General features: G+C 62.1%; 26 protein-coding genes and 1 pseudogene. 13 read left to right on the top strand and 14 right to left on the bottom strand.

Annotated elements, in window-relative coordinates:
* Nucleotides 1–49: 49 nt before the first annotated feature.
* Together ACIQAL_RS03860 and ACIQAL_RS03865 are read left to right on the top strand one after the other, a co-directional pair.
* Nucleotides 50–1,135: an acyltransferase family protein gene (locus tag ACIQAL_RS03860; RefSeq protein ID WP_401142622.1), complete on the top strand. Its 1,086-nt coding sequence runs from the start codon at nt 50–52 to the stop codon at nt 1,133–1,135.
* A gap of 43 nt (nt 1,136–1,178) precedes the next feature.
* A complete protein-coding gene (locus ACIQAL_RS03865) occupies nt 1,179–1,418 on the top strand; it encodes a glutaredoxin family protein (protein WP_401142624.1) in 240 nt (79 codons plus the stop codon).
* A 46-nt stretch (nt 1,419–1,464) separates the two neighbouring features.
* On the opposite strand, the gene ACIQAL_RS03870 is transcribed toward ACIQAL_RS03865, so the two are convergent.
* Nucleotides 1,465–1,731, bottom strand: a complete 267-nt coding sequence (locus tag ACIQAL_RS03870; protein WP_401142626.1) for a hypothetical protein — start codon at nt 1,729–1,731, stop codon at nt 1,465–1,467.
* 493 nt (nt 1,732–2,224) lie between these two features.
* Here ACIQAL_RS03870 and ACIQAL_RS03875 point away from each other — a divergent pair, with 493 nt between their 5' ends.
* The gene (locus ACIQAL_RS03875) at nt 2,225–3,115 is read left to right on the top strand and encodes a pseudouridine synthase (protein ID WP_401142628.1); all 891 of its coding nucleotides are present in this window, start codon (nt 2,225–2,227) and stop codon (nt 3,113–3,115) included.
* Between the two features lie 78 nt (nt 3,116–3,193).
* A complete protein-coding gene (locus ACIQAL_RS03880) occupies nt 3,194–3,994 on the top strand; it encodes a DeoR/GlpR family DNA-binding transcription regulator (protein WP_341964084.1) in 801 nt (266 codons plus the stop codon).
* 23 nt (nt 3,995–4,017) lie between these two features.
* Here ACIQAL_RS03880 and ACIQAL_RS03885 read toward each other — a convergent pair whose 3' ends face one another.
* Nucleotides 4,018–4,647 carry a histidine phosphatase family protein gene (locus ACIQAL_RS03885; protein ID WP_401142631.1) on the bottom strand — a complete coding sequence of 210 codons (630 nt, stop codon included), beginning with the start codon at nt 4,645–4,647 and terminating at the stop codon, nt 4,018–4,020.
* Nucleotides 4,648–4,860: 213 nt separating this feature from the next.
* Here ACIQAL_RS03885 and ACIQAL_RS03890 point away from each other — a divergent pair, with 213 nt between their 5' ends.
* Together ACIQAL_RS03890 and ACIQAL_RS03895 are read left to right on the top strand one after the other, a co-directional pair.
* Nucleotides 4,861–6,222, top strand: a complete 1,362-nt coding sequence (locus ACIQAL_RS03890; RefSeq protein ID WP_401142633.1) for an MFS transporter — start codon at nt 4,861–4,863, stop codon at nt 6,220–6,222.
* 36 nt (nt 6,223–6,258) lie between these two features.
* Complete coding sequence (locus ACIQAL_RS03895; protein WP_401142635.1) at nt 6,259–7,218, top strand: 3-hydroxyacyl-CoA dehydrogenase family protein; 960 nt, start codon at nt 6,259–6,261, stop codon at nt 7,216–7,218.
* A 245-nt stretch (nt 7,219–7,463) separates the two neighbouring features.
* Here the strand turns inward: ACIQAL_RS03895 and ACIQAL_RS03900 are convergent, their stop codons facing one another.
* Nucleotides 7,464–7,856, bottom strand: a complete 393-nt coding sequence (locus tag ACIQAL_RS03900) for a RidA family protein (RefSeq protein ID WP_401142638.1) — start codon at nt 7,854–7,856, stop codon at nt 7,464–7,466.
* A gap of 144 nt (nt 7,857–8,000) precedes the next feature.
* Between ACIQAL_RS03900 and ACIQAL_RS03905 the strand changes: the two genes are divergently transcribed.
* Together ACIQAL_RS03905 and mntP are read left to right on the top strand one after the other, a co-directional pair.
* Nucleotides 8,001–8,915 (top strand): LysR substrate-binding domain-containing protein, encoded by a 915-nt coding sequence (locus ACIQAL_RS03905; RefSeq protein ID WP_401142641.1) that lies wholly within the window; start codon nt 8,001–8,003, stop codon nt 8,913–8,915.
* Between the two features lie 13 nt (nt 8,916–8,928).
* Nucleotides 8,929–9,495 (top strand): manganese efflux pump MntP, encoded by a 567-nt coding sequence (gene mntP / locus ACIQAL_RS03910; RefSeq protein WP_401142644.1) that lies wholly within the window; start codon nt 8,929–8,931, stop codon nt 9,493–9,495.
* 119 nt (nt 9,496–9,614) lie between these two features.
* Here mntP and ACIQAL_RS03915 read toward each other — a convergent pair.
* A pseudogene (locus ACIQAL_RS03915) lies at nt 9,615–10,466 on the bottom strand (DMT family transporter); the annotation flags it as partial.
* 146 nt (nt 10,467–10,612) lie between these two features.
* On the opposite strand from ACIQAL_RS03915, the gene ACIQAL_RS03920 reads away from it, so the two are divergent.
* Together ACIQAL_RS03920 and ACIQAL_RS03925 are read left to right on the top strand one after the other, a co-directional pair.
* Nucleotides 10,613–11,467, top strand: coding sequence for a LysR family transcriptional regulator (locus tag ACIQAL_RS03920; RefSeq protein ID WP_401142646.1), 855 nt, complete (start codon nt 10,613–10,615; stop codon nt 11,465–11,467).
* Between the two features lie 251 nt (nt 11,468–11,718).
* On the top strand, nt 11,719–12,204 hold the full coding sequence (locus tag ACIQAL_RS03925) for an SRPBCC family protein (protein ID WP_401142649.1): 486 nt from the start codon (nt 11,719–11,721) through the stop codon (nt 12,202–12,204).
* A gap of 26 nt (nt 12,205–12,230) precedes the next feature.
* Here ACIQAL_RS03925 and ACIQAL_RS03930 read toward each other — a convergent pair whose 3' ends face one another.
* On the bottom strand, nt 12,231–13,523 hold the full coding sequence (locus ACIQAL_RS03930; RefSeq protein ID WP_401142652.1) for an MFS transporter: 1,293 nt from the start codon (nt 13,521–13,523) through the stop codon (nt 12,231–12,233).
* Between the two features lie 12 nt (nt 13,524–13,535).
* Nucleotides 13,536–14,177, bottom strand: coding sequence for an HD domain-containing protein (locus ACIQAL_RS03935; RefSeq protein WP_401142654.1), 642 nt, complete (start codon nt 14,175–14,177; stop codon nt 13,536–13,538).
* Between the two features lie 121 nt (nt 14,178–14,298).
* On the opposite strand from ACIQAL_RS03935, the gene ACIQAL_RS03940 reads away from it, so the two are divergent.
* A complete protein-coding gene (locus ACIQAL_RS03940) occupies nt 14,299–15,339 on the top strand; it encodes a GlxA family transcriptional regulator (protein WP_401142657.1) in 1,041 nt (346 codons plus the stop codon).
* A gap of 8 nt (nt 15,340–15,347) precedes the next feature.
* On the opposite strand, the gene ACIQAL_RS03945 is transcribed toward ACIQAL_RS03940, so the two are convergent.
* From ACIQAL_RS03945 to ACIQAL_RS03955, 3 genes are all read right to left on the bottom strand, one after another.
* Nucleotides 15,348–15,932 (bottom strand): carbonic anhydrase, encoded by a 585-nt coding sequence (locus ACIQAL_RS03945; protein WP_401142659.1) that lies wholly within the window; start codon nt 15,930–15,932, stop codon nt 15,348–15,350.
* Nucleotides 15,933–16,046: 114 nt separating this feature from the next.
* The gene (locus tag ACIQAL_RS03950; RefSeq protein ID WP_401142662.1) at nt 16,047–16,358 is read right to left on the bottom strand and encodes a cupin domain-containing protein; all 312 of its coding nucleotides are present in this window, start codon (nt 16,356–16,358) and stop codon (nt 16,047–16,049) included.
* Between the two features lie 15 nt (nt 16,359–16,373).
* Nucleotides 16,374–17,144 carry a class I SAM-dependent methyltransferase gene (locus tag ACIQAL_RS03955; protein ID WP_401142664.1) on the bottom strand — a complete coding sequence of 257 codons (771 nt, stop codon included), beginning with the start codon at nt 17,142–17,144 and terminating at the stop codon, nt 16,374–16,376.
* 145 nt (nt 17,145–17,289) lie between these two features.
* Here ACIQAL_RS03955 and mug point away from each other — a divergent pair, with 145 nt between their 5' ends.
* Nucleotides 17,290–17,838, top strand: a complete 549-nt coding sequence (gene mug / locus ACIQAL_RS03960; protein WP_401142666.1) for a G/U mismatch-specific DNA glycosylase — start codon at nt 17,290–17,292, stop codon at nt 17,836–17,838.
* A gap of 4 nt (nt 17,839–17,842) precedes the next feature.
* Here the strand turns inward: mug and ACIQAL_RS03965 are convergent, their stop codons facing one another.
* The 5 genes from ACIQAL_RS03965 to ACIQAL_RS03985 all read right to left on the bottom strand — a co-directional run bounded on the left by ACIQAL_RS03965 (nt 17,843) and on the right by ACIQAL_RS03985 (nt 24,415).
* On the bottom strand, nt 17,843–18,763 hold the full coding sequence (locus ACIQAL_RS03965; RefSeq protein ID WP_401142668.1) for a phosphate/phosphite/phosphonate ABC transporter substrate-binding protein: 921 nt from the start codon (nt 18,761–18,763) through the stop codon (nt 17,843–17,845).
* On the bottom strand, nt 18,751–21,108 hold the full coding sequence (locus ACIQAL_RS03970; RefSeq protein WP_401142671.1) for a putative bifunctional diguanylate cyclase/phosphodiesterase: 2,358 nt from the start codon (nt 21,106–21,108) through the stop codon (nt 18,751–18,753). Before ACIQAL_RS03970 ends, ACIQAL_RS03965 begins: the two co-directional genes overlap by 13 nt.
* Before the next feature lie 114 nt (nt 21,109–21,222).
* Entirely contained in the window at nt 21,223–22,017 is a 795-nt protein-coding gene (locus tag ACIQAL_RS03975) for an ABC transporter permease (protein WP_401142673.1), read from the bottom strand.
* Complete coding sequence (locus ACIQAL_RS03980; RefSeq protein ID WP_401142676.1) at nt 22,014–22,712, bottom strand: ATP-binding cassette domain-containing protein; 699 nt, start codon at nt 22,710–22,712, stop codon at nt 22,014–22,016. The genes ACIQAL_RS03975 and ACIQAL_RS03980 overlap by 4 nt, the downstream gene beginning before the upstream one ends.
* Before the next feature lie 233 nt (nt 22,713–22,945).
* Nucleotides 22,946–24,415 (bottom strand): MmgE/PrpD family protein, encoded by a 1,470-nt coding sequence (locus ACIQAL_RS03985; protein ID WP_401142679.1) that lies wholly within the window; start codon nt 24,413–24,415, stop codon nt 22,946–22,948.
* Between the two features lie 113 nt (nt 24,416–24,528).
* On the opposite strand from ACIQAL_RS03985, the gene ACIQAL_RS03990 reads away from it, so the two are divergent.
* Nucleotides 24,529–25,428: a LysR family transcriptional regulator gene (locus ACIQAL_RS03990; protein ID WP_401142682.1), complete on the top strand. Its 900-nt coding sequence runs from the start codon at nt 24,529–24,531 to the stop codon at nt 25,426–25,428.
* Nucleotides 25,429–25,435: the final 7 nt, after the last annotated feature.

The raw sequence follows: 25,435 nt of genomic DNA on the forward strand, positions 1-25,435 counted from the left end.
CCGGATTTGTCGCGATCCTTGAGGACCGCGTCCGCAGTAGGAGCAGTCGATGGAACGTATCTATTCCCTTCAGGGGTTGAGGGGCGTGGCGGTGTTGGGTGTGGTGCTGTTCCACATGACCGCCGTGGAGCACAAATATTCGGGCGGCGACATTCTGCTGCCGCCGTTGCTGGATTTCTTTCAACTGGGCGTGGACCTGTTCTTCATCATCAGCGGTTTCGTGATGGTGATCGTCAGCCGGGGCCGATTTCAGAAAGCCGCCGAATCCAAGCGCTTTCTGTTCAATCGCGTGTCGCGCATTTATCCCACGTACTGGCTCTATTTCTTCCTCACCCTGGCGGTGGTGCTGGTGCAGCCGAACATGGTGAACAGCACCCACGGTTCGTCCAACCTGCTGATGTCCTTCCTGCTGCTGCCCAACGACAAAGTGTTGCTGGTGATGGTCGCCTGGTCGCTGCTGTTCGAGCTGTGGTTCTACCTGGTCTTCACCGGATTGATGCTGTTTCGTGAGCGCTGGCTGCCCGGGTTTCTGGCGGTCTGGGCGCTCGTCCTGATCGTGTTCAATGGCGTCCAGGACTGGCGGGACTACAACGCGGCGCTGAGGATCATCCTTCATCCGTACTCGCTGGAATTCATGGTCGGTGTGGCGCTGGCATTGCTGTTTTACGGCCCGCACAGCGCACGCATTCCAACGCGTGCCGTTGTCATCGCGCTGATCGCCGCGTTGCTGCCGGGCATCGGGCTCATCGGTTACTACCGGCTGTTTGACGATGACGGCCTGCTGCGCATGTTCGCGGTGGGCGGGGTGTTTGGCACGCTGATCCTCGGGTTCGCCTTGCTGGAGCGCCGCCGTCACCTGCGCATGCCACCGTTTCTGGTTGCAGTCGGAGACATGTCCTACACCGTTTACTTGTCGCATCTGCTGGTGCTGGGGGTGATCGGGCGCGTTTGGCAGATCGTGGGAAGTCGGCCTGACAGCCTGTGGGACAACGTGCTGTTCACCCTGCTGATGCTGGCCGCAGTGCTCTGCTACGGGTGGGTCGGGTATCGCTGGTTCGAGAAGCCGGTGCTGGACCGTTCCAACGACTTCTCTCGACGTCGGTTCCGGCTCGACGGCATTTCAGGGCGGGCCTAAACTGGCGTTCAGCCGTTGAAATCCCCATGCAGAGGGCCACGACATGCCGCCAGAGTGCCAACTTTTCGGGACGTTAGGGTGTCATTTATGCGAAGTCGCCGAGGCCGAGCTGATGCCCCTGGTAGAGCACGGCTTGTTGGTCGAGTTGGTCGATATTGCGGAGAGTGACGCGCTGAATGACGCGTACGGTTTGCGCATTCCGGTGTTGCGGCGCACTGACACCGGTGCCGAACTGGACTGGCCGTTCGACACCGGGCAGGTGGTGATGTTTTTGCGTGACTGAGGCCGGGCGGTCTCTCAGTCCGGGGCGCTCAATCCAGGTCGGTCAATCAGAGATATTGCGTGTCCACGACCATCGCTTTCGCAACGGCTTCTTTCTGCGCTTCGCTCATGCCATCCCAGACGTGCACTTTGGCGTAGTAGCCAAGGCCCGCGACGATGTACAGGCTCAGGGTGAAGACGATGAACACCGACATGAAGGTCCAGCGACCGACATCGCTTTCTTCGTCCTGAAAGGATTGCGAGTAGCGCTCTTCGCTTTCGGCCGATGTGCCGGTGGAAAGACGTTTGATCCATTGAAACAGTTGAACCAGCATGGGTGTCACCTCAAAGTTTGAAATACAAAATCTGTCGTGGGCAGTGAGAACACCGCGGTGTCCTGGGTCTTCAGTGCCGACGTTGCGAGTCCGGCGGTCGCGCTCGATGCGCGGAACAAACGCTGAAAACGAAAAAAGCCCGTCGAGGACGGGCTTTCTTTTTATGAGTTCAGGTCCGGCAGGCGTTTTCGGATTCGGTCATCGGGCGGGTCTGTGGAGGCCCGGTTGATGTCGATCGGTGTCGCGCCTGCTTGCCGATTTGGAAACATTTTAGGACAAATCAGTTGTCGCTTCTACCGCTGTCATATGGATGTCTGACAACTGGTACTGAATCGGGCTGCGACAAATCGTCACGGCCATGCTATTGCGACCGTCACCGCCGACAAGCGGAGCGGCTTCAGTTGAAGTGACGCTGCTCGCGCAACGCCATGGGGCTGGGCGATAATGCCGGCTTGTCGTGTCAGTCCGTCCGATCACAGATTCTGAGCCCCCCATGTCCGAACCCGCTTTCATCGCCGCCGAACGCCAGGCCAGCACCCTTTATCTTCCGCCGGGGCCGTGGCTGACGGTGGTCGATTGTCTGTGCGAACGCTTCAGCGCCATCAGCCGGGAGCAATGGCTGGACCGTATTACCCGTGGTCGAGTCCTGGACGGCGAAGGACAGCCCATCGCACTGGACCTGCCGTACCGCGAAGGCCTGCGCATTCATTATTTTCGCGAAGTGCCCAATGAAGTGCCGATTCCCGTGCAAGAGACGATTCTGTACGCCGACGAGCATCTGGTGGTCGCCGACAAGCCGCACTTCCTGCCGGTCACGCCTGCCGGGGAGTACGTCGAACAGACGTTGCTGCGGCGCTTGATTCGCACGCTCGACAATCCCAATCTGGTGCCGCTGCACCGTATCGACCGTCACACCGCAGGCCTGGTGCTGTTCTCCGCGAATAAAGACAGCCGCTCGACGTATCAAGCGCTGTTTCCCACCCGGACGATCAACAAACGCTACGAAGCCATCGCTCGCGCCTTGCCTGAGCTGGAATTTCCGCGGGTGCACAAGAGCCGTCTGGTGGATGGCGAGCCGTTTTTTCGCATGCAGGAAGGGGAAGGGCAGAGCAACACCGAAACCCGCATCGAAGTCTGTGAGCGCAAGGGCGACCTGTGGCGTTATGGCTTGTACCCGGTAACCGGCAAGAAGCACCAATTGCGGGTGCACATGGCGGCGCTGGGCGCAGGAATTTGCAATGACCCTTTCTATCCCGAGGTGATCAAGGACGCCGTGGATGATTACGACCGGCCGCTGAAATTGCTGGCGCAGGGATTGCGGTTCGTCGATCCGGTGACGGGGGAGGAGCGGGTGTTCCAAAGCCGCATCAGGTTGGAGTGGTAAATGAAACGGGTGCAATCAACAGCGCCCGCCTGACGTTGTGCGTTAATCTACGCCCTCAACCCGACCCCAAGAGCCCCCATGAGCGAAGACCTTCTGCCATCACCTGATGCGCCGCCGATGCAACCGGCGCAACGTCGCGAGATGATCATTCGCAGGCTTCGGCGCGAGCAGACGTTGAGCGTCGTGCAGCTCACGGAAATCTTCAATTGTTCGCACATGACCGTGCGCCGGGACATCGCGCTGCTGGAGCAGGAGGGACTGGTGTTTTCCGTGCCCGGTGGCGTGCGTCTGGCGAGCCAGATGGCCAACGAGCCGAGCCACCATAAGCGGGTGATTCTCGAATCCGAGCAGAAGCAGCGCATGGCCGTGATCGCCGCGCAGTACCTCAAGCCGGGCATGGTGGTTTACCTCGATGCGGGCACGACGACGCTGTGCCTTGTGCCGCACATCATCGCGCTGGAGGGCATCACCGTGGTCACCAACGATTTCAGCATCGTCATTGCCCTGTCGGAAGCGCGGCACGTCAAAGTGATTCACACCGGCGGCGTGCTGGACCACGACAACATCACCGGCATCGGCACCCTCGCTGCCGACACCCTGCGCAATCTCGCCACCGACATCGCTTTCATTTCCAGCAGCTCTTGGGACTTGCAACGGGGCATCACCACACCGTCAGAGGCCAAAGTCGAGGTCAAGAAAGCCGCCATGGCGGGTTCCTCCCAGGTGGTGTTGATGGCCACCAGCTCCAAATACGGCACCTTCGGCATGTACCGCGTAGCCGGTCTTGACCGCTTTGATCCGATCATTTCCGACGACGGGCTGACGACCGATTCCGCCGCTGGCATTCGCCGCTCGGGCATCGAACTGATCCTCGCCTGATCGCCGTTGACGTCGCCCTACGGTCAGCGGCTTCCATCCAGAGCCGTGCTGACCCGCATCCAGGCAAATTGGCCATCGCGCACCATCAGCACCTGGTCCTGCGGGATTTCCAGCAGCGGCACCTCATAATCCCGCACCTCGGTGAGCAACGCCAGGCAACTGCGCAGCACCCCGGCGTGGGCAACCAGAACCGTGTCCCGCTGCAATGAACCCAGCAGGCTGCCGACGCGCTCGAACACGTGGGGGTAACTCTCGCCCTCGGTGGGAATAAAATTCAGCGGATCAGCCTGCCGTGCGGCGTAACGCTCCGGCTGACGCTCGGCGATCTGCTGCCAGTCCAGTCCTTCCCACTCGCCAAAGTTGATCTCCACCAGCCGTTCATCGGTCTGGTAATCCTCGGCGTCCAGCCCCATTCGCTGACGGATGATTTCCATGGTCTCGCGCGTGCGGCCCAGCGGGCTGGCGATGAAGTCGGTGTGTGACGCGTCTGGCAGCAGCCACTTGAGACAGGTGCCGGACACTGCGGCCTGGCCTCTACCCAACGCGTTCAAGGGGATATCGCGGCGCCCCTGCAACAAGCGTTTGGCGTTCCAGTCGGTTTCGCCGTGGCGGATCAGGTAGAGCGTGCGGTGGGTCTGTTCATCAGTGTCCATCGAGAATCCTGAGTGTGAAAAGTGATAACTCGTTTTGTTAAATTTTAACGCATATTGCTTGACAATGTGAAAAAATAACAAATACTGTGAGCTGCTCACATGCAAAAGCCACACGACACAATGCGTTGCTCATGACAGAGCGCAAGCCCGACGGCCTGAACAGGCCGTTCCGCGCGCTTTGCCTACCCCAATAAGAATAATGGAGGCAGCTTCATGTCTACACTCGACGGCACCTTGGGGGGCAGCTCCTCTGCACCCAATGCGGCACCCACCACCGAGCCGGTTGCGCATTCGGCGCAACCCACCGCGCACCAGCTCAAACAGCGCCGCCGGGCTTCGGTGGGCAGTCTGATCGGCACCACCATCGAGTGGTACGAGTATTACATCTACGGTGCGACGGCCGCGCTGGTGTTCCCTCTGTTATTTTTTCCCACTCATGATCGGCTCGTCTCATTGATGTTGTCGTTCGCCTCCTTTGCCATCGCCTTCGCGATTCGCCCCATCGGCGCGGCAGTTTTCGGCCACTACGGCGATCGCGTCGGGCGCAAGACCACGTTGATCGTCACGCTGGTGATGACCGGGCTGGCGACTTTTCTCATCGGGTTTTTGCCCACCTACGAAAGCATCGGGCTGTGGGCGCCGGTGATTCTGATCATCCTGCGTCTGGTCCAGGGTTTCGGCGTGGGCGGTGAGTGGGGCGGTGCGGCGTTGATGTCGCTGGAGTGGGGCGATCAGAAGAAGCGCGGTGCGGCGGGCGCCTGGCCGCAACTGGGCACGTCCATCGGCCTGATCCTGTCGACCTCGGCGGTGATGGGGTCGAGCTATTTCACCGGCGAGCATTTCCTTGAGTGGGGCTGGCGCATTCCGTTCCTGCTGTCGGGGATTCTGGTGGTGGTCGGCCTGCTCGTGCGTCTCTCCATTGAAGAGACGCCGTCCTTCGCGGCGAAGAAGCAGAACCAGCAAATCGAGAAAAGCCCCCTCAAGTTCGTGGTCAAACACCACTGGCGCGAGATCATCAAAGTGGCGTTCCTGCGCATGTCCGAGCAGATGCCGTTCTACATCTTCACGGCGTTCATCCTCGATTACGCGACGCAGACAGCTCACGTGTCGCGCACCTTTGTGCTGCTTGGGACGTTGTCCGCAGCGATCCTCGACCTGATCCTGTTGCCGATTTTCTCCAACCTCGCGGACCGGGTAGGTCGCCGCAACATGTACTACTTCGGGTGTGCGGTGCTGATCCTCATGGCCTTCCCGTACTTCTGGGTGCTGAATTCGGGCAACGAAACCTGGATTTTCATCGCCATTACCCTGTCGCTGGTGCCTCATGCCATTCAGTACGGCGCCCAGGCGTCGCTGATCTCCGAGCAGTTTCCGGTGCACGTTCGCTACACCGGTGCGGGGGTCGGCTACCAGATGTCCTCGCTGGTGGCCGGGGGTCCGGCGCCGCTGATCGCGTCGTTCCTGCTGGTCAGCTTCGGTTCGGGGTATGCGGTGGCGGCTTATCTGGCGGCAGGCGGCGTGATTGCCGCACTGGCTTTGTCGAGTCTCAAGGACCGCAGCGATCAGCATCTCTGATCACCGGGTCTGTCATTCAAGAATAGGAGTTGCAGTATGACGATCAAGAAAGTGGCAGTGGTCGGTTCGGGCTACATGGGCGGCGGTATCGCTCAAGTGCTGGCCCTGGGCGGCGCGCAGGTGGTCTTGGGCGATGTGTCCGCCAGCGTGGCGAAGGACAACCTGGAGCGCCTGCTCAAACAGGGCAAGGCGTTCGCCGAAGCCGGGCTGTTTCCGGAAGATGCCCATGCACGGCTGAGTGCAAACCTGACCGCCGCAGGCTCCATCGAAGAGGCGGTCGAGGGCGTGGATTACGTGACCGAGGCGGTGTTCGAATCGATGGACGTCAAGCGCGATGTACTGGGGCGCGTGTCGGCGGCGGCCGCAGCGGACACCATCATCGGCACCAACACCTCGGCGATTCCGATTGGCGAACTGGCGAAGTTCGTCACTCACCCGGAGCGTTTTCTGGGCGTGCACTGGATGAACCCGGCGCCGTTCATTCCGAGCGTCGAGCTGATTGCCAGCGAACACACATTGCCCGGTCATGTCGACACACTGGAAGCGCTTATTCGCGCGGTCGGCAAGGTGCCTGCGCGGGTCGCGGACACCCCGGGCTTCGTCGCCAACCGTTTGCAGTTCGCGCTCTATAAAGAAGCGGTGATGGTGGTGGAAGAGGGGTTGGCGACGCCGGAACAGGTCGATCTGGTGGTGAGCAATGCCTTCGGTTTCCGTCTGGCGCTGTTCGGGCCGTTCGCGATTGGTGACATGGCCGGGCTGGACGTTTATGCGTCTTCCTACAAAACGCTGTCGGGCACCTATGGCGATCGTCTGGCCGCGCCGAAAGCCTTGCAAGACCTGGTGGACGGCGGCAACTACGGCCTCAAGTCCGGGCACGGTTTTCTCGATATCGACCCGGAAAAACGCGCCGAACTGCTGGCGTATCGCGACAAGGCCTATGCAGCGTTGAGCAAGTTGCGTGCGGAGCTGGGGCCTGCGCCGGGTTTGGTGAGCTGAGGTCAGTCAGTGGCAGTGGTGTCTCAGATAGGTCGCCATCGCTGCCGTCGTCCCTCCGGCGTCTCCCACGGGAACCGTGTTGAACCTTTGTTTATGGACATCCTCACGTCCGCGATGGTGCGCCGGTCCCCTCCAGGCGGAACGAAGGAAATCCTGTGGGAGCAGCCGGAGCTGTGCGACGGCCGCGAAGGCGGTGTGTGAGGCGCCCCATTCAGCGCTGACACACCGCCATTGATGCCGTCGTTTCACTCCGGCAATTTCGCAATCACCTTGATCTCGAAATCAAACCCGTACAACCACGTCACGCCGACTGCCGTGATGGTCGGATGCGGCGCAACGCCCCAGAATTCGGGCACGACTTCCCAGATTTCCTCGAATCGCTTCTGCGGGTCGACGATGAACACGGTCACGTCGATGACGTCGTCGAAGGTGATGCCAGCCTCTTTCAAAATCCCGTTGAGGTTCGTAAAAGCCAAGCGCACCTGCGCCTTCAGTTCAGGCTCAGGCGAGCCGTCTTCGCGACTGCCGACCTGGCCAGACACGAACAGAAAGCCATTGGACTTGATGGCCGGGGAGTACCGATTGCGCTCATACAGCGCTTGGCGTCCAGGTGGGAAAACAACGTCGCGAACTGTCATGTGCAACCTCCATCGGTGGGTCAGTGATGACCCGTAATTAACGATGAAGTGACTGTAAAGCCCTTGCACGCCACCGATAAACGAGCAACCTTGTTCAGCACTGTTTGGTAATCCCAAACAATCTCTCTCGTTTTCGGAGTCGTCATGGACCGTTTCGACGCAATGCAGGCGTTCGTTCGTGTGGTCGAAACCGGCAGTTTCACCAAAGCTGCCGGGACGTTGCACATGAGCAAGACCACCGTTACACAGCTCGTTCAGCAACTGGAAGCGCGCCTGCGGGTGAAGTTGCTCAACCGCACCACGCGCAAGGTGAACGTCACTGCCGATGGCGCGGTGTACTACGAGCGTGCGGTGCGGGTGCTGGCCGACGTGGACGACGCCGAGACCAGCCTGTCCGGCGCTGCCACCGTGCCCCGAGGCCGGTTGCGGGTGGACGTCCCGAGCCCGTTTGCGCGGTTCATTCTGATCCCGGCGCTGCCCGGGTTTCAGGCGCGCTACCCGGACATCCAGATCGACCTGGGCGTGAGCGATCGCATGGTCGATCTGATCGGCGAAAACGTCGATTGCGTGGTCCGCGGCGGCGAACTCACCGATCAATCGTTGATGGCCCGCCATATCGGCGACCTGCAATTGGGTGTCTACGCTGCGCCGGATTATCTGCAACGCAACGGCACGCCCACCCACCCCCGGGAGCTGGAAGAGGCGCACCACCGCATCGTCGGGTATCGCTGGGCGCGGACGGGCAAGCTGTTTCCGATGACCTTGCAACGGGGTGACGAAGCCGTTCAAGTGCAGAGCCGCCACGGCTTGGTGGTGGACGACGGCAACGCGTACATCACAGCCGGTCTGGCCGGATTGGGCGCACTCTGGTTGCCCGTCTACATGGCGAAAAAATCGCAGGCGCAGGGCGAACTGATCCCCTTGTTCGAGGACTGGACGTTGAGCGTGATGCCTATGTACGTGGCCTATGCGCCCAACCGGCACATCAGCCTCAAGCTGCGGGTATTCATCGACTGGATTGTCGAATTGATGGCCGAGCAGGGGGGACTCTCGGGGTGACTGGACGTAAACCGTGAGCCCCATTTCCCTCATCTTTCTCGCCCTGGCCATGTCCACGGACGCTTTCGCAGCGGCCATCGGCAAAGGCTCCAGCCTGCACAAACGTCGCCTGATCGAAGCGCTGCGCACCGGTCTGATCTTCGGCGTCATTGAAGCCATTACCCCGGTCATCGGCTGGGGCATCGGTCAGGTCGCGACCCGTTTCGTCGAGAGCTGGGACCACTGGATCGCCTTTGTGCTGTTGCTCGCGTTGGGCCTGCACATGATCTACAACGGCTTCAAACACGACCAAGAAGACGAGCAGAAGCCTGACCAGCATTCGTTCCTCATCCTTGCCGTGACCGCGTTCGCCACCAGCATCGATGCCTTGGCAGTCGGCGTGGGCCTGGCGTTCGTTGACGTGAACATCATGGTCGCGGCACTGGCCATCGGCATCGCCACTACCGTGATGGTGACGCTGGGGGTGATGCTCGGTCGGGTGCTGGGCACGGTGGTCGGCAAGCGTGCCGAGATCGTTGGCGGTCTGGTGCTGATCGCAGTGGGCGCGACCATCCTCTTCGAGCATTTGTCGGCCGTCTGACGCAGGCGTGCGCTTGGTAGACGTCAGCGATTCTCGGTGATTGCGTTGTCGTGAAGGACGTCATCGCCTTGGCCAACCGAGCCGGGGGAGGGCCTCGCGGAGTCTTTCGCTTTCTCCGCCTGCCGAGCCTCGGCGCGCACCACCAGCCAGATGCCCACTGCGGAAATCGCCATGCCCGACGCCATCTGCCAGGACAACGGTTCGTCGAACATTGCCCATGCCCAGAGCAGGGTGATCGGCGGGCTGAGGTACAGCACGCTGGCGACCCGGGTCGCGGTGGTCCGACGCAGGCAAATCCAGTACAGCCCGTAGCCGCCGAGGGTCGACAGGCCGACGGTCCATACCACGCTCAGGACGAAGCCCGAGGTAGGGATCGGCGCCAGGCTGCCTTGACTGCCCTCGATGGCGGCGAAGGCGAAGCTCGACACGAAACACTGCAACCACAGGTTGGGCAGCAGACCGATCGACTGCGACGTGGTGGCGTGTTTTTGCCACAAGGTCGCCACGGCGAGGGAGAACATGCCCGCCACCGGCAAGCCGTAGGCCCAGAGCGGCGCATCCCCCAGCACCAGCGCGCCATGGGTCACCCACAACACTCCGACCAGCCCGACGATCAGCCCCAGCCAGACCTGCCGTGCCAAGCGCTCGCCCAACGCCAGCGCTGCCAGCAATGCCATGCCCAGCGGCAGCAAATCAGCGCACAACGCGGCCAGCCCGGCGGGCACCCCGATCGCGATGCCTTGAGTCACTCCCGTCAGATAACCCGCCATGGCCAGCAGCCCGATCCCGGCGTTGGTCAACAAAACGGAAACCGGCGTCTTGAGCAGGGCGCGGAAGACGAACGGCAGCAGCAGGAGGCATACGACGACGCAGCGCCAGAACACCACCAGCAGCGCCGGGGCGTAATCAATGGAAAAGCGTGCGCCGATGAAGCCGGAACTCCAGGTCAGCAGCAGCCCTGCTTCAAGCAAGGGCAGTGGCAGGGTCTGACGCCAGTGGCGGCGCGTCGGTTGGTCGTGTTGAAGCGGAATTGGCTGGCTCATTTCCACAGACTACGGAAAGGGCGTAGTCTAATAAATCAAAAGATCATGCAGCAGTTGTTCATCAGGATTGAACCATGACAGCCATTCTCGACATCGACCTGTTGCGCACCTTTCATGCGGTGGTGCGCATCGGAAAATTCAGCGCGGCGGCCGAGCAGCTGCATAAAAGCCCGGCCGCGGTGAGCGTTCACATTCAGCGTCTGGAGCAGGTGGCGGGCGGCCGGTTGCTGAACCGCGATAACCAGTCCATTTCGCTGACCGTGCTGGGCAAGCGGCTGCTGATTTCGACCGCCGAGTTGCTGCGCACCCACGATCAGGCGCTGGCCGACCTGCACGGCACTGACCTCGCCGGGCGCATTACGCTGGGGGTGCCGGACGAATACGCGACCCATGTCATCCGCGACATCCTGCCGACCTTCGCCGCCGCCTGGCCGAATGTGGTGCTGGAACTGAAAACCGGGCCGAGCTATGCGCTGAGAGAACTGGTCCAGCGCGGCAAGTTGCAGACGGCCGTCGTGGCGCAGCGCAAAGGCGACATCGGCCCCGACACCCAAGTGCTGATGTCGACCACGCCTGTCTGGGTCGGCCCGACGAGCACGACAGTGGCGCTCAACGATCCGCTGCCCTTGGCCGTTCACGCGCTGCAATGCCCTTACCGCGAAGCCATGACGGAGTCGCTTAAAGCCTCGGGTCGCTGCTCACGCATCGTCCTCGAAAGCCCTTCCAATCAAGCGGTCAAGGCCTGTGTGGAAGCCGGCATGGCTGTCAGTCTGATTGATCGCGGCAAGGTCACCGAACAGATGCAAATCCTCGACGGCCTGCCGGTCATTCCCGATCACGACATTGTGTTCGTGCGCAGCGCGGCTTCACACGGGGATGAAGCCGTGGACCTGCTGGCACAGGCGATGCAGCAATCGTTTCGGTTGTAGGCCAGGCACGGTCGGCGGCCGATAGGTCGCTGTCGCTGCCGTCGTAACCTCCGGCGTCTCCCACAGGAAATGGCGTTGAAGCGAGGACCCGCGTAACGACGCGAAACCTGTGGGAGCAGCCGGAGGTTACGACGGCCGCGAAAGCGGTGGCAGGCCGGGCTCACGGCGCAGACTCACTGCCGCCTGCTAGGCTGTTAATCCCGTGCGATCCCCTCGGGAAACCCGACAACCCTAAAAAGAGGATGCCCGCCATGTCGCTCAATACATCTGAAAACACCCACCCTCACGACCTGATCATTTCCCGCGTGCTCAACGTCCCCCGCACCGCGCTCTGGCGTGCGTGGTCCGACCCCGATCTGCTGAAAGAATGGTGGTGCCCCAAACCGTGGGTCACCGAGGTCAAGGCGTTCGATCTACGACCCGGCGGTGCCTTTCATACGCTGATGACCGGGCCGGACGGTGCCAGCAGCGGCAACCCCGGCAGCTTTCTGGAAGTGGTGCCACAGTCGCGGCTGGTGTTCACCTCCATGCTCACCGCCGATTGGCGCCCGGCCACGCCCTGGCTGGGGTTCACCGCCATCGTGACGATGAGCGATGAAGGTGGCGGCACCCGCTACACCGCCCACGTCATGCACCCCGACGAAGACACGTGCGAGCAGCACAAACAGCTCGGCTTCTTCGACGGCTGGAACGCAGTGATCACGCAACTGGAGGCGTTTGCCGCGGGGCTGCGCTGAGTCTTCAAGCAGCCTTCACGCCGCCATCAGCTCGTCACGGCCTTGGGCATCGCTTTCTGCTCCCGCACCGACAGGATGGTCACTGCCGCGATCAGGCACAACACGCCGCCGGTGAAAAACGAGGGCAGATAACTCAACAGCGCTGTGCGCGACCAGCCTGCGCCAAATGCCGCAACGGCGGCGCCGATCTGGTGCCCGGCGAAGATCCACCCGAACACCAGCCCGGCGCGTTCGGCGCCGAATCGGGAGGCCGCCAGGCGGACAGTGGGCGGCACGGTGGCGATCCAGTCGAGGCCGTAAAACACGGCGAACACCGACAAGCCGAAGATCGAGAAGTCGGTGAAGGGCAGTGCGATCAGCGACAGCCCTCGCAACCCGTAGTACCAGAACAGCAGCCGACGATTATCAAACCGGTCCGACAGCCAGCCAGACGCCACCGTGCCGATCAGGTCGAACACCCCCATCGCCGCCAGCAACCCGGCTGCCTTGACCTGTGAAATGCCGTAATCGCCACACATCGGTATCAGGTGGACTTGCACCAGACCGTTGGTGGTGGCGCCGCAGATAAAAAAGGTGCTGAACAGAATCCAGAAGACCCGGGTCTTCGCGGCGTCACGCAAGGTGTTCAAAGACGCGGCGAAGATCGACGCCGCACTGACAGGTGGCGTGGCAAGCGCAACGTCGCCGGTGTCGCCATACGGGCGCAGGCCCATGTCGCCTGGGCGATCGCGCATGATCATCAGCACGGCTAAACCCGCGACCGCGAGCATCACGGACATCAACATCAATGCCCAGCGCCAACCGTAGTGATCGGTGATATTCGCCAGAATTGGCATGAAGATCAGTTGCCCGGTGGCCGTGCTGGCGGTGAGCACGCCGATCACCAGCCCTCGCCGGTGGCTGAACCAGCGTGAGGCAACCGTCGCGCCCAGGGTCAGCGCGGTCATTCCTGCGCCGATGCCGACCGCGACGCCCCACAGCGCCACCAGTTGCCAGACCTTGGTCATGCTCAGCGACAGCAGCAGCGCGACCATGATCACCAGAATCGCGGTGATCGTGACGGTGCGCAGGCCGTAGCGGTTCATCAGCGCAGCGGCAAACGGCGCCATCAGGCCAAACAGCACGAAGCGAATCGACAACGCCGATGAGATTTCCAGCGTGTTCCAACCAAATTCCATTTGCATGGGCACGATGAAAATTCCCGGCGCGCCCACCGAGGCCGCCGTGATCAGGGCCGTCAGAAACGTCACCGCGACCATTGCCCAGCCATAATGAATCCCGCGTCGGGCGAGCACCCCGCAAAGCCAGTCAGAAATCATGGACACCTCCGCTTAGCTGTCGAACGGCGCGTTGTCGATCAGGTCGCACACGTTCGGGCAATCGAAGCCGTGGATGTGCCGTCTTCCCACGTCCGCGAGCCCGGTGCCGATGGCCGTGTGCGGTTTCTTCCGCGCGACTTCAGCGACGGCCTGGGTGAACGCCGCCTTCATGCCCAGGCGCGGGTACAGCGCCAGGGTGTCGTCGATCAGCGACGGGGTGATTTCGTCGATGAACAGGCCCATGACGTCGACGTGGGCCCCCATGTAGATCAGGGCAATTTCCGGTTGTTTACGGTCGGCGATCCCGGCGCTGGAGTGCAGGGCGATAGCGTCCCAGACCAGTTGCGCCTTGGCCTCTGCATAGCCGTTGTCGAGCAGGAAACGGCTGGCGGCATCCGCCCCATCCACTTCGAAACGCTGGTCGGCCGCGAAGGCTTCGGTCAGCCCGAGGTCGTGCATCAGGGCGGCCAAGTAAACGACTTCGCGGTCGTATTTCAGGCCACGCTGTTGGCCGAGAAAATCGGCGAACCACCAAGAGCGGTGGACGTGGTTGAGCAGGGCCTTGGAATGCACCCGCTCGACCAGCGCGCTGGCTTCGCGAGTCAGGTCGGTATCCGGGGCAATGATGCCACCGAGGGTGATGGGAGAAGTCATGGCGCTTACCTGAGAAGTGGGTCTGCCGCTGAGTCTAGGGTTCTGCCATCGTCAGAATTGACTGTTTTCAGTCGATTCGTGCCAAGATCGTGTTCTTCATCCATTCAACCGGAGACGTCCCGTGACCACCCCTACCCGCCGCCAGACCCGGGCCTTGCATACGCCGCAGAAACGGGTCGTCATTCTGTCGTTGCCCCCGGTGGACGCGCTGGACGTGATCGGACCGGCTGAGGTTTTCAGTTTCACCAACAGCTTGTTCGCTGCCGACGCGCCCCCTTATCGGCTGGAACTGATCTCGTCGAGCGCTGATGTGCAGATGCAAAGCGGCACCGGCATTGGCCTTCTGGCCCACAAGACGCTGGAACAGGAACGGCTGGATGACCTGCCGATTGACACCCTGATCGTCACGACCGGCTGGAAGACGCTTGGCCATCTGGATCAGCCCGCGCTGACATGGATTCAGCAGCGGTCAACGGACGTGCGCCGACTGTGCTCGATCTGCGTGGCGGCGTTCGCGTTGGCCGCGGCGGGGGTGCTGGACGGCCGGCGGGCGACCACGCATTGGGGCGTGGCGCGGGAGCTGACGGAGCGTTATCCCAAGGTCAACGTCGACCCGGACCCGATCTGGATCAAGGACGGACACGTCTACACCTCGGCGGGGATCTCGGCAGGGATCGATCTGGCGTTGGCACTGGTCAGCGAGGACCTTGGCGACGCGATTGCCATGGAGGTCGCCCGCAACCTGGTGCTGTTTCTGCGCCGTCCCGGCGGGCAGGCGCAGTTCAGCGTCACCCTGCAATCCCAACGCACTGCGGGTTCGGGGCTGGAAGAACTGTGCGTGTGGATCAGCGAGCATTTGCACACCGAACTGACCGTGGAGATGCTCGCCGACCGCATGTCCACCAGCGTTCGTACGTTGATTCGCCAGTTTCAGAAAGGCCTGAACACCACCCCGGCGAAATACGTCGAAGACGTCCGTCTTGAAGCCGCGTGCCGTGCGTTCGAGATGGGCGGGCGCTCCATGGAAGAAATCGCCCGCCGCTGCGGGTACAACAGCGTCGATGTGTTGCGCAAGGCGTTCGTTCGACGGTTGGGGGTGACGCCGAAAGAGTACGCGCAGCGTTTCGCGCCGTCACCCAGACTCGCGACGGCAGAGGCCTGACTTCGCCGTCAGTCTGTCCGCAGGTCGCGAACGACTTCGGTCAGCTCGCCGGTGTCGGTGTTGTAGAACAGACCGAAGATGTTGACGTTCTCGGGTGTGCCGGGATGGGTGCGGACCATGGCGGTGTCGTACGCCAGCGACTGTTCATAATCGACGATGGCGACGCTGCCGTGGTCGTAGCACGCTGAAATATCGGCGCTGTGCTCATGATTGAAGTTGCGGACGAAGCCGTCTTTGGAGAACGAGGTCGCACCGCAGTTGGAGTGATGCACCACCACTATGTTGCGAATGCCGAACAGGTATTCGGCCACCGTGATCGAGCGCAAACCATCGACGGCACGTCCCGCCGCCACCGACACCGTGGCCAGCGTGGTGGTCGAACCGACGCTGCTACCGTCCTGATCGCGAATCACCTCGCCGGGATAGACCTCACCAAAATGCCGGGCGATCGCTTCGGGAATGTCCCGCACCCGTGGGTCGTAACAATAGATCACCACGGTGTTGAGCGGAACGGCTTTGGCGAACGCCTCGCGCATGACCGGCTCATCGAAACCCGGCTGTGCACTGAACACGTATTCATCGAATCTGGACATGGTCGTCTCCTGTGGGCAGGGGCGGGACGTCGCCCCACCGTTGGCTGACGACTGTAGGTGCCCACCGGATTGCGCATGTGACAGATTTGCAGTGTTTCTTGCCAGATCCGAGGACTAAACGCTCCCTTCGCTTTCCACCACTAGAATCCGCGCCACTCCCAGTGGGTGGGCGACGTGGGCGGTGCCGACCGAGGCGTAGAACACGTCGCCGGTTTCCAGAATCGTCGACTGCTCGACGCCGTCTGCCTTGAAGTGCATCTCCACGCGACCGTCCAGCACGGCGAAGACTTCCTGACCGTCGTTGACGTGCCATTTGTACGGCCGGTCAGTCCAGTGCAGGCGGGTGGTGATGCCGTTCATGTTGGCGATGTCCAGTGCTGCCCAGGCGCGGTCGCCGGTGAACGCTTTACTGCGAATGATCTTCACGAGGATTACCTTTGATCAATCCAGCCGTCGGCACACGTAGGCCTGGGTCTGGTAGGGAAAGTCGATGCTGTCGCGGCCGCGCAGGGCGGGATGGGTTTTGATCAGCTCCCGCAGCTGTTCGGTGACCACGGCTTTCTCTGCTTCGGGCAGCGCGGCGATGAAGCTGACGGACAGAAAACGGTTCATGATCACCGTTTCCGCAGGGCCGGAGTGGCTGTAGTTGAAACAGGTGAGTTCGGGGTGGGCGAAGTGCGGGCCCCTGAAGGGCTGGCGCCATTGGCCCGTGTGAAAGCGCGGGGTATCGCCTTCGTACGGCGTGATGATGCGGGTGATCTCGGCGACCCAGTCCACGGACTCGTCGCGCACGTTCCAGATCAATCCCAGACGACCCTCCGGTTTCAGCACCCGGTGAATCTCGGCGAGCACCGCGTCATTGGCGAACCAGTGAAAGGCCTGGGCGCAGACCACCGCGTCAACGGCGCCATCTGTGAAGGGCAGGGCATCGGCCGTGCCGGAAACGATGTTCGTGTCGGGCAGGCCCTTGGCGAACTCCCGACGCATCGCCTGGACCGGCTCGACGGCGGTGAGGTGGTCGGTCAGGGGGGCCAACAATCGCGTGAACTTGCCGGTACCTGCACCGAGGTCGACCACCGAGGCCTGCGCCTCGATCCCCACCGTGCGCCTGAGCCAGTTGCTCAGTTCATCCGGATAATCCGGTCGGCCCTGAGTGTAGGCCCCCGCTTGCGTCGAAAACCCCACTTGAGCCGCTTTATGAACGACTGACATCTCAGAGACCCTCATCGTGGAAACGTGGCGGGCGCATTATGCGCGCAATCGCAGTGATCGATCAGCTGCCGCGGTGATTCCTGACGCAATCTTCATCGAGGTTCCCAAACGCAGTGCTCCGTCCCACAATCAGGCGCCGTCCGTCGTGACTGCTGCACTGAGTACGAGGTTTACGTTGCCCCATTCCCTGCAAGACATCCTCGCCGAGCACCTCTCGGTGATTTTCTGCGGCATCAATCCGGGCCTGCTTGCGGCAGCCCAAGGGCATCATTTCGCGGGGCGGGGCAATCGTTTCTGGCGCACGTTGCAGTTGGCGGGTTTCACGCCGGAGTTGCTGCGACCCGAAGATGATCGGACGATTTTGCAGCACCGCTGTGGTCTCACGGCGGTGGTGGACCGTCCCACGGCGCGGGCCGATCAGTTGTCGCGGCAGGAGTTCGATCTGGCCGCCGTGGCCTTCGAACAGAAGATCAGGCTGTACGCGCCACGCTTCGTCGCCTTTCTCGGCAAGGCCGCGTATTCAGCGCTGTCGGGCCGCAAGGACATTCCGTGGGGGCGTCAGGCGGACACGTTCGGCGGGGCAATCGTCTGGGTATTGCCCAATCCCAGCGGCCGCAACCTGGCGTTCTCGCAGGAGCAACTGGTGAGCGCTTATCGGGCGCTGTATCAGGCGACGCTGGACGGCCCGTTTTAACCGCTCATTTCGGGATCGGTTCGGCCTGCATCATGCGCAGCAACGGCGCGTATTCGGCGTGGCTCACCGGCGCAATGCCGGAGGCTTTCTGTGATGCCAGAAACCCTGCCAGCCCTTGCTGATCGTTCAGCATCGCGGCGCGAATCTTTTCCTTCAGCGGGGGGCAGACACTGCCGCTGAACACGAAAGGGTCGTAGTAGATCGGTTCCGAACGCCACAGCACCTTGAAGGTGTCGCGCTGGATCAGGCCATTGATGAGGTATTCATCGGCGCGCACGCTGGACACGAACGCCGCGTCGGCCTTGCGGTTGATCAGGGCGTCCAATGACTTGTCGTGAGAACCCGAATAGGCAATGGAGCCGAAGAACTGCGCCAGCGGAATCCCGGTCAATCGGGAGAATTCAGTGTTCGGCACCAGGCTCCCGGAGGTGCTGGCGGGGTCGGTCAGGACCACGCGTTTGCCGCGCAAGGCGTCGAGGCTGCTGGCGACATCGCTGCGGGCCAGCAGCAGGGCCTGATAATGATGACCGGCCGGGGTGAAGAAGCCGTTGTTGATGGTCAGGCTGGCAAAGGGTTCGATGCGCGGGTCACGCTGGTACGCGAGCATGTAGGACGCAGGGCCCAGCCAGGCGATGTCGACGCCGCCCGAGACGATGGCATCGACCACGCTCTCGTAGGACGAAGAAGGCACGATTTCCACAGGAATGCCGGTGGCACTGCTCAGCCGTTCGATCAGCGGTTTCTGTTCCTGGAGCAGTTCGTCCATGCTCTTTTTCGGAATCACCGCGATGCGCAGGCTGTGTTGGGTGCACTGCGCGGTCGAAAAGGGCGGTGCCGGAGAGGGCGCCGTCGGAGCAGGCGCGGCCACGCAGACGTTGAACATCAGGCCTGCCAAAACAGCGCTAAGGCATTTCACTGCGTGCATGTGTTTTCCGTCGCATCCCTGTGAGTCGCGTCCGTTGGAGCCGAGTGAATGAAGGGCGGGTATTCGGCCAGTTGTGCCGCTGCCAATGGGCGGCTGAAGTGGTAACCCTGCGCCACGTCGCACCCGGCGATTTTCAGGCACACCACCTGTTCGCGGGTTTCCACGCCCTCGGCCACCACCGTCAGCCCCAGGCGCTTGGCGAGGATGATGGTGGACGACACGATGGGGCTGTCGTCCGGGCTGTTGGACAGTGGCGCGATGAGCGTGCGATCGATTTTCAGCTTGGTCAGCGGCAGCGCTTGCAAGTGAGCGAAACCGGCATAGCCCTTGCCGAAATCGTCGAGGCTGATGTGCATCCCCGCTTCGCGCAGACGCTGCAGGTGCTCCACCGCGCGGCCTTCCTGATCGAGCAGCGTGGTCTCGGTGATTTCCAGTTCCAGCCATTGCGCAGGGATGCCGTGTCGCGCCAGTTTGGCCAACACCCGGTCGCTGAAATCGGCCTGATGCAATTGAATGGCGGAGACGTTGACCGCCAGGCGCAACTGACGGCCTTCCTTGAGCCACTGTTCGAGGGTTTCGCAGGCCAGCCGCAGCACTTCCCAACCCAGCGCGATGATGAAGCCACTGCGTTCGGCGAGGGAGATGAAGCGGTCCGGGTACAACAATCCGAATTCGGGGTGTTCCCAGCGCACCAATGCCTCGTAGCCGTCGACAATCATGGTGTCGAGGCGAATCTGTGGTTGGTAGTGCAGCACGAATTGCCGCTCGCTCAGGGCATTGCCGAAAGCCTGTTCGAGCATGAACTCTTCAACGTCGGCGACGTTCAGGGACGGGTCGAAGAAGCGATACTGGCCGCGGCCCGCACGCTTGGCCGAATACATGGCGGCGTCGGCGCTGCGAATCAGGTCTTCGACGTCCTGGCCGTCCCGCGGGCAAATGCTGACGCCGACGCTGGGACTGGTGGTGACTTCGTGATCGCCGAGGGAATAGATCGCCGAGAGCTTTTGCACCAAACCCCGCACCCAGCTGTCGATCTGTTCTTCAGTGCGTTCACCGGCCAGCAGCACGACGAACTCGTCACCGCCAAAGCGCGCCGCTTCGTCGTCGGGTTCCAACATGCGGCTGATGCGCCCGGCCACGGCTTGCAGCAGCATGTCGCCGACCTTGTGGCCCAGGGAATCGTTGATCGATTTGAAGCGGTCCATGTCGATGAACAGAATCGCCATCAGACGCCGCTTGCCCCGTTGGCTGAACAGCGTGCGGGCCGCGACTTCCAGAAATTGACGGCGATTGTGCAGGCCGCTCAGATGGTCGGTGGCGGCAGCGTGGCTGCTGCGCCGATGCTCGTCTTCCAGGCGATCGATCAACTCTTGATTGACCTGTTGCGCCTGTTCCAGCGCGTTAAACGCCTCTTGGCGCTTGCGCAACACCCGCAGGGTCCAGATCAGGCTGCCGAGAATCAGCAGGGTCATGCAGAGGTTCAGCCACAACTGGCGTTCATAGGTCCGACGGGACGAAGCGAGGATTTCGTCGTCAGCCTGGCTCACCACGACGCTGAAGCCCCGTTGCGGCACGCGCAGGTACATGCTCTGGTACGGAGTGTCCCGGGACATTTGCGTCAGCATCCCCGTCACCTCGTTGCCGGAAGACAGCTCCGGGATCATAGGGACACCCGACACCATCACGCCGCTGCTGCTGATGCGCAGGCGTTCGTGGCCGTCGTTGTCGAGCAGGCGCATCATGCCGCTCTGACCGAGGTCGATGTGTTCGAAGAGGGCGGCGAGGTAGCCGACGTCCAGTTGCACCACCAGAATGCTGTCCATCTTGCCGGTCGCTGAATCCACCAGTGGCAGCAGGAAGGGCAGGCGCCAGCTCGGCAGCAGCGTATGGGTCTGGGTGGCAGGCGCGCTCGGCAACAGGGCCTTGTGCCCGTAGTGCTCGGCATGCTGCTGCATTTGGCTCAGCCATTCCGGCGGCAGTTGACGGAGCTCATCGAAATGGCTGGCGGACAGCAGCGTACCGTCGCTGCTGTACAGGCTCATGCGCTTGAACACCGGGTCTTCGGCCAACATGCGGACCAGCCCTTGGTGGCGTTGGCCGAGGTCGTCCATATCACCTCGCGTCACCCGGCCAATGGCCTGTGCCCGGTCAACCAGCTGGCGCAGGTTTTCGGCTGCGATGGTGGCCAGATTGAGGTGTTCCGCTGATTTGGCGGCGAGCGCTTCGTGGCGCGAGGTGGCTTTCTGTTGGCCATAGAGCGCCCAGAGAAACACCAGCGTCGCGGCGCAGAGCGTCATCAGCAGGCGTTGGAGGAAACTGAGGGAGGAGAACGATCGGCGGACCACTGCATGTATTTCCTGCCGCGAGGTGATGGCAGAATAATACTGCTTTATGACGGTCTCGTGACTTGGCGTGTTCTCTGGCGGCGCCGGCCCGCAACAAACCGGCTACCACCGGTTTCAGCGCCGGACGACCAGCCGATGAGCCCTGAAACGATGGTCCGGCGTGAACAGCCGCCGGAACGTCAGCAGCACCGCGCACACGGTGCCCAACGCCGATCCCGCCGCAATCAGAAACATGATCATGATCTGGTAACGCACCGCATCCACCGGGTTTTCACCGGCCAGCACCTGACCGGTCATCATCCCCGGCAGGCTGACGATCCCCACCACCGACATCTGGTTGAGCGTCGGCATCATCCCCGCACGAACTGCTTGCCGCGCCGCGCCCTGAGCGGCTTCCCAGCGCGTGCCACCCAGCGCCAGGATCATCTCGATGGTGTTGCGACCGGAGGTCAGTTCCTGAGTCATGCGTTCGATGCCCAGCGACACCGCCGTCAGCGTGTTGCCCAGAATCATCCCGAGAATCGGAATCGCGTACTGCGGCTCGTACCACGGCCGAATGCGGATGATCACGAACAGGCCGATGGCCGCCACCAGCCACGAGCTGCTCCACACCGAAGCCACGCTGTCCATCAACTGCCCGGCGTACGTGCGCTTGCCCCGGCCCGCCGCCGACACCCCGGCCACCAGCGTCATCAGGCACATCAACGGCAGCACCACGTACCATTCGGCGTGGGCGAATACCCAGCCCAGCAGATAACCCACCGCCAGCAACTGCACCACCGTGCGCACCGACGCCCACAACAACTGGCGCCCCAACCCGAGCTTGAGCACCAGCGACAACACGCCGTTGATCAGGATCAGCGTGGCCGCGATGGCCAGGTCCACATACGACAGGTTCTGGTAATTCATGCGTCGTCTCCCGATCGCAACACGCCTTGATTCATCGTCAGGTGTTGAGTGCTCATTCGACGCGCCTGCTCGGGGTCATGGGACACCCAGATGTAGGCCCGCGTCCCCGCACCTTCCTCGAACCAATGCAGCACCAACGACTCGACTGCGGCCGCCGAGGCCGGGTCGAGTGCGGAAGTGGGTTCATCGAACAGCATGACCTGCGGCGCCAGTTGCAGGGTGCGGATCAGCGCGACGATCTGCGATTCGCCACCGGACAAATCCCCGGCAGGCTTGCTCAGAAAAAGGGTGTCCTTACCGGCTTTCACCAGCAATTCAGTGGTGTGAGCCAAGTTGAACGTGCGCGTGCGCAGGGCGTTCAGGGTGAACGGGAACTGCAGATTGTCCAGCACCGAACCCTCGATCAACGCCGGGCGTTGCGCCACGTACGCCACGCATGTGCGGAAGTGCGGAATCGTGTCATTGGAGAGCGGGTGTTGCTGCCACAGAATCTCGCCCGTGGACGGCGCATCGAGCGACGCCAGGGTGCGCAGGAACACGCTCTTGCCCGAACCGGACGCCCCGGTGATCGCGACCTGCGCACCAGGCATCAGGGAAAAATCAGTGGGTTTCAGCAGTTGCGTCGTGCCGCTTTGATCCAGACGGCTCAGTTTCCTGACCTCAAGCAACGCAGGGGTTGAACCGTTCGACGACACGAAAATTCCTTCTGGGTGGGCGCGGAAAAACGTCGTGCATTATTGCCCAGTCGAAACGGGTCGGCTACAGAGCAGCGTCCATTCGCAGGACTTCGGCATGCCGCCAGTCACTGTGGGAGCGAATTCATTCTGGGCGGCATTCCGACGAAGTGTCGGGACATCCCACGCAACTCGGTCGCCTGGCCGATTTTCGCGAATGAATTCGCTCCTACAGGTGGCTAACTGGCGAGCCGCTAGACCACTGCCGTTTTGGCGATCTCCGCCGCGCTTGCCAGTTTTTCTACCGACCAGCACGTTTCGATGAGCTTGCGGATCTGGGCATCAGGCAGGATGCCTTTCGCCAGGTCGGTGAATTTGGCCTCCAGTTGCTGATCGGTCATCGGCACTTCCAGGCTGCCGATGGCGTGTTCGATGAATTTGTGCAGCGTGCGGCCGTCCTTGAGGGTGATGGTCATGTCCACCTGCTCGGGCTTGATCGCCGGATCGATGGTGGCCGTCACCTTGTCGCGCAGGGCGATGACCTTGGGATCGTTGACGGCGCGGTCGCTGTACTGACGTTCCCCTGCCGCGCCTTCGATGATCGCCACGGCCACCGAGTGGTAAATGCTGAACTTGCCTTCCAGCCCGATCTTCGGCGTTTTCTTGCCGGTGAGTTCGATCACCAGCGGGTGCACCTTGAGGTCGATGCGGGCGATCTGGTCGTCGGTCAGCTTGTTCTGATTGCGCAGTTGAATCGCCGCGTCCAGTGCCGGGTGAATCACGATCCCGCAGGCGAAGGGCTTGTAGGTGTTCAACGCCGCCTCGTAGCGGGTCCCGAGGCCTTCGGTGATCTCGCGGTAATCCTGCTTGGTGCTGATGGTGTTGGCCCAGCCGCGCTTGGCCTCGATCATGCCGTCGGAACTGGTGTAGTCCTTCGCGGCCAGCAGCGCTGCAAACAGGCCGTTACTGGCCGCACGGCCGGGGTTGAAGCTCTTGTTCATCGAGCCGAACGATTCGCGCAGCCCCACCGGTTGCGAGGCCGCCAGGCCCAAGGCCCAGACCATTTGCTGTTCATTCAGCCCCAGAATCTTGCCCGCCGCCGCAGCCGCGCCGAACACACCGGCGGTCCCGGTGATGTGCCAGCCAACGTCGTAGTGATTGGGGTACACGGCGTTGCCGATGCGGCATTCGGTCTCCACGCCCAGCACCACGGCGTTGAGGAAATCCTTGCCAGACACCGGGTGGTACTCCGACAACGCCAGAATCGCCGACACCACCGGTCCTGCCGGGTGAATGATGGTTTTCAGGTGCGTGTCATCGAAGTCGAAAATGTGGCTGGCGACCCCATTTAGAAAGGCCGTGTTCATGATGTCCAGACGTTCCGATCGCCCCAGCAAACCGGCTTGTGGCGGTCCGGAAAAAGGTTTGAGCGCCGACAGCGCCCGCTCCACCGTTTCATGGTGCGAACCGCCAACGGCCACGCCGACCCAGTTGAGCAGGGTGCGCGTGCCTTCCTTTCGCACATTGGCGGGCAGGTCTTCGTAGCGGGCGTTCACCAAATAGCGCGCCAGGATATGGGTCACTGGTTCTGGGGCAGGAGCGGGGTCGGCAGGTTTCATTTTTTCCCCTTGCGCGAGAGCGGAGAAGGACAGGCCGGGCGTGGCGGCGGCGACAGAGGCGATGGCTCCTGCCTTGAGCAGTCCGCGGCGATTGATCGTGGTCATGAGGGTGCGCTCCTTCTATTTATGATTGTCTGGTTGCACGTGCCGAGCAGCACCCGGCGATCATGGCGCAGCAGTGGTAGCATTTGAATTGCAACAATCTGATGGATCTATGCATGCCACACATGAATCTGGAAATGAGCGACCTCCGCGCTTTCGTTGCGGTCGCGGAGCTCGGAACGTTCAGCGCCGCTGCGCTGGACCTGCACCTGTCACAGCCAGCACTGTCGAGACGGATCTCCAAGCTCGAAGCGAAAATGGGCGTGCGCCTGCTGGAACGCACGACCCGGCGCGTCGACCTTACGGCCTTCGGTCGTGACTTCGCCCGCAAGGCCCGTGACATTCTCAACAGCCTCGACGAGTCGTTGATCGGGCTGGGCGACGTCGCGGGACGCATGAGCGGCGAAGTCAGCGTGGCCTGCGTGCCTTCGGTGGTGCGCTATTTTCTGCCGCAAGTGCTGCGCGAATTTCACGAACGTTACCCGCGGATCGTCATCCGCGTGATGGACGAAGGCGCCAGCGACGTGCTCTCCAGCGTGGTGCGCAACGAAGTGGACTTCGGCCTGAACTACATTGGCGTTCAGGAGGCCAACATCGACTTCCAGCCCGTGCTCAAAGAAGCCTTCGTCGTCGCCTGCCGCCGCGATCATCCTTTGGCGAAACGGCCAGCCGTGACGTGGACCGAGCTCAACGCGTACGACTACATGAGCGTGGCCAAAGCGAGCGGCAACCGCCTGCTGCTGGACCTGGCCCTGGCCGACGCCCCGGACCTGCCGCGCTCATTCTGCGAAGTGCGCCACGTCATGAGCGTCGTGAGCCTGGTCGAAGCAGGCGTCGGCATCGCCGCCGTGCCACGCCTGGCCATGCCCGCCGATGACCACCCGATATTGGTGAGCGTGCCGCTGGTGGAGCCGGTGGTCAGCCGCACCATCGGCTTGATTCGTCGACGGGGGCGGGTGCTGTCGGCGGCGGCTCAGCAGCTTTACGAGATGATTGGGGAGAGGAGTAGGGGCTGAAGCGTGG

This window comes from Pseudomonas sp. NPDC088368, assembly GCF_044753445.1.
Classification (GTDB): Bacteria; Pseudomonadota; Gammaproteobacteria; order Pseudomonadales; family Pseudomonadaceae; genus Aquipseudomonas; species Aquipseudomonas bambusae.

Coding starts and splice junctions, on each gene's coding strand:
- ACIQAL_RS03860 (WP_401142622.1), top strand. CDS start 50: ATGGAACGTATCTATTCCCTTCAGGGGTTGAGGGGCGTGGCGGTGTTG.
- ACIQAL_RS03865 (WP_401142624.1), top strand. CDS start 1,179: ATGCCGCCAGAGTGCCAACTTTTCGGGACGTTAGGGTGTCATTTATGC.
- ACIQAL_RS03870 (WP_401142626.1), bottom strand. CDS start 1,731: ATGCTGGTTCAACTGTTTCAATGGATCAAACGTCTTTCCACCGGCACA.
- ACIQAL_RS03875 (WP_401142628.1), top strand. CDS start 2,225: ATGTCCGAACCCGCTTTCATCGCCGCCGAACGCCAGGCCAGCACCCTT.
- ACIQAL_RS03880 (WP_341964084.1), top strand. CDS start 3,194: ATGAGCGAAGACCTTCTGCCATCACCTGATGCGCCGCCGATGCAACCG.
- ACIQAL_RS03885 (WP_401142631.1), bottom strand. CDS start 4,647: ATGGACACTGATGAACAGACCCACCGCACGCTCTACCTGATCCGCCAC.
- ACIQAL_RS03890 (WP_401142633.1), top strand. CDS start 4,861: ATGTCTACACTCGACGGCACCTTGGGGGGCAGCTCCTCTGCACCCAAT.
- ACIQAL_RS03895 (WP_401142635.1), top strand. CDS start 6,259: ATGACGATCAAGAAAGTGGCAGTGGTCGGTTCGGGCTACATGGGCGGC.
- ACIQAL_RS03900 (WP_401142638.1), bottom strand. CDS start 7,856: ATGACAGTTCGCGACGTTGTTTTCCCACCTGGACGCCAAGCGCTGTAT.
- ACIQAL_RS03905 (WP_401142641.1), top strand. CDS start 8,001: ATGGACCGTTTCGACGCAATGCAGGCGTTCGTTCGTGTGGTCGAAACC.
- ACIQAL_RS03920 (WP_401142646.1), top strand. CDS start 10,613: ATGACAGCCATTCTCGACATCGACCTGTTGCGCACCTTTCATGCGGTG.
- ACIQAL_RS03925 (WP_401142649.1), top strand. CDS start 11,719: ATGTCGCTCAATACATCTGAAAACACCCACCCTCACGACCTGATCATT.
- ACIQAL_RS03930 (WP_401142652.1), bottom strand. CDS start 13,523: ATGATTTCTGACTGGCTTTGCGGGGTGCTCGCCCGACGCGGGATTCAT.
- ACIQAL_RS03935 (WP_401142654.1), bottom strand. CDS start 14,177: ATGACTTCTCCCATCACCCTCGGTGGCATCATTGCCCCGGATACCGAC.
- ACIQAL_RS03945 (WP_401142659.1), bottom strand. CDS start 15,932: ATGTCCAGATTCGATGAATACGTGTTCAGTGCACAGCCGGGTTTCGAT.
- ACIQAL_RS03955 (WP_401142664.1), bottom strand. CDS start 17,144: ATGTCAGTCGTTCATAAAGCGGCTCAAGTGGGGTTTTCGACGCAAGCG.
- ACIQAL_RS03965 (WP_401142668.1), bottom strand. CDS start 18,763: ATGCACGCAGTGAAATGCCTTAGCGCTGTTTTGGCAGGCCTGATGTTC.
- ACIQAL_RS03975 (WP_401142673.1), bottom strand. CDS start 22,017: ATGAATTACCAGAACCTGTCGTATGTGGACCTGGCCATCGCGGCCACG.
- ACIQAL_RS03985 (WP_401142679.1), bottom strand. CDS start 24,415: ATGACCACGATCAATCGCCGCGGACTGCTCAAGGCAGGAGCCATCGCC.
- ACIQAL_RS03990 (WP_401142682.1), top strand. CDS start 24,529: ATGCCACACATGAATCTGGAAATGAGCGACCTCCGCGCTTTCGTTGCG.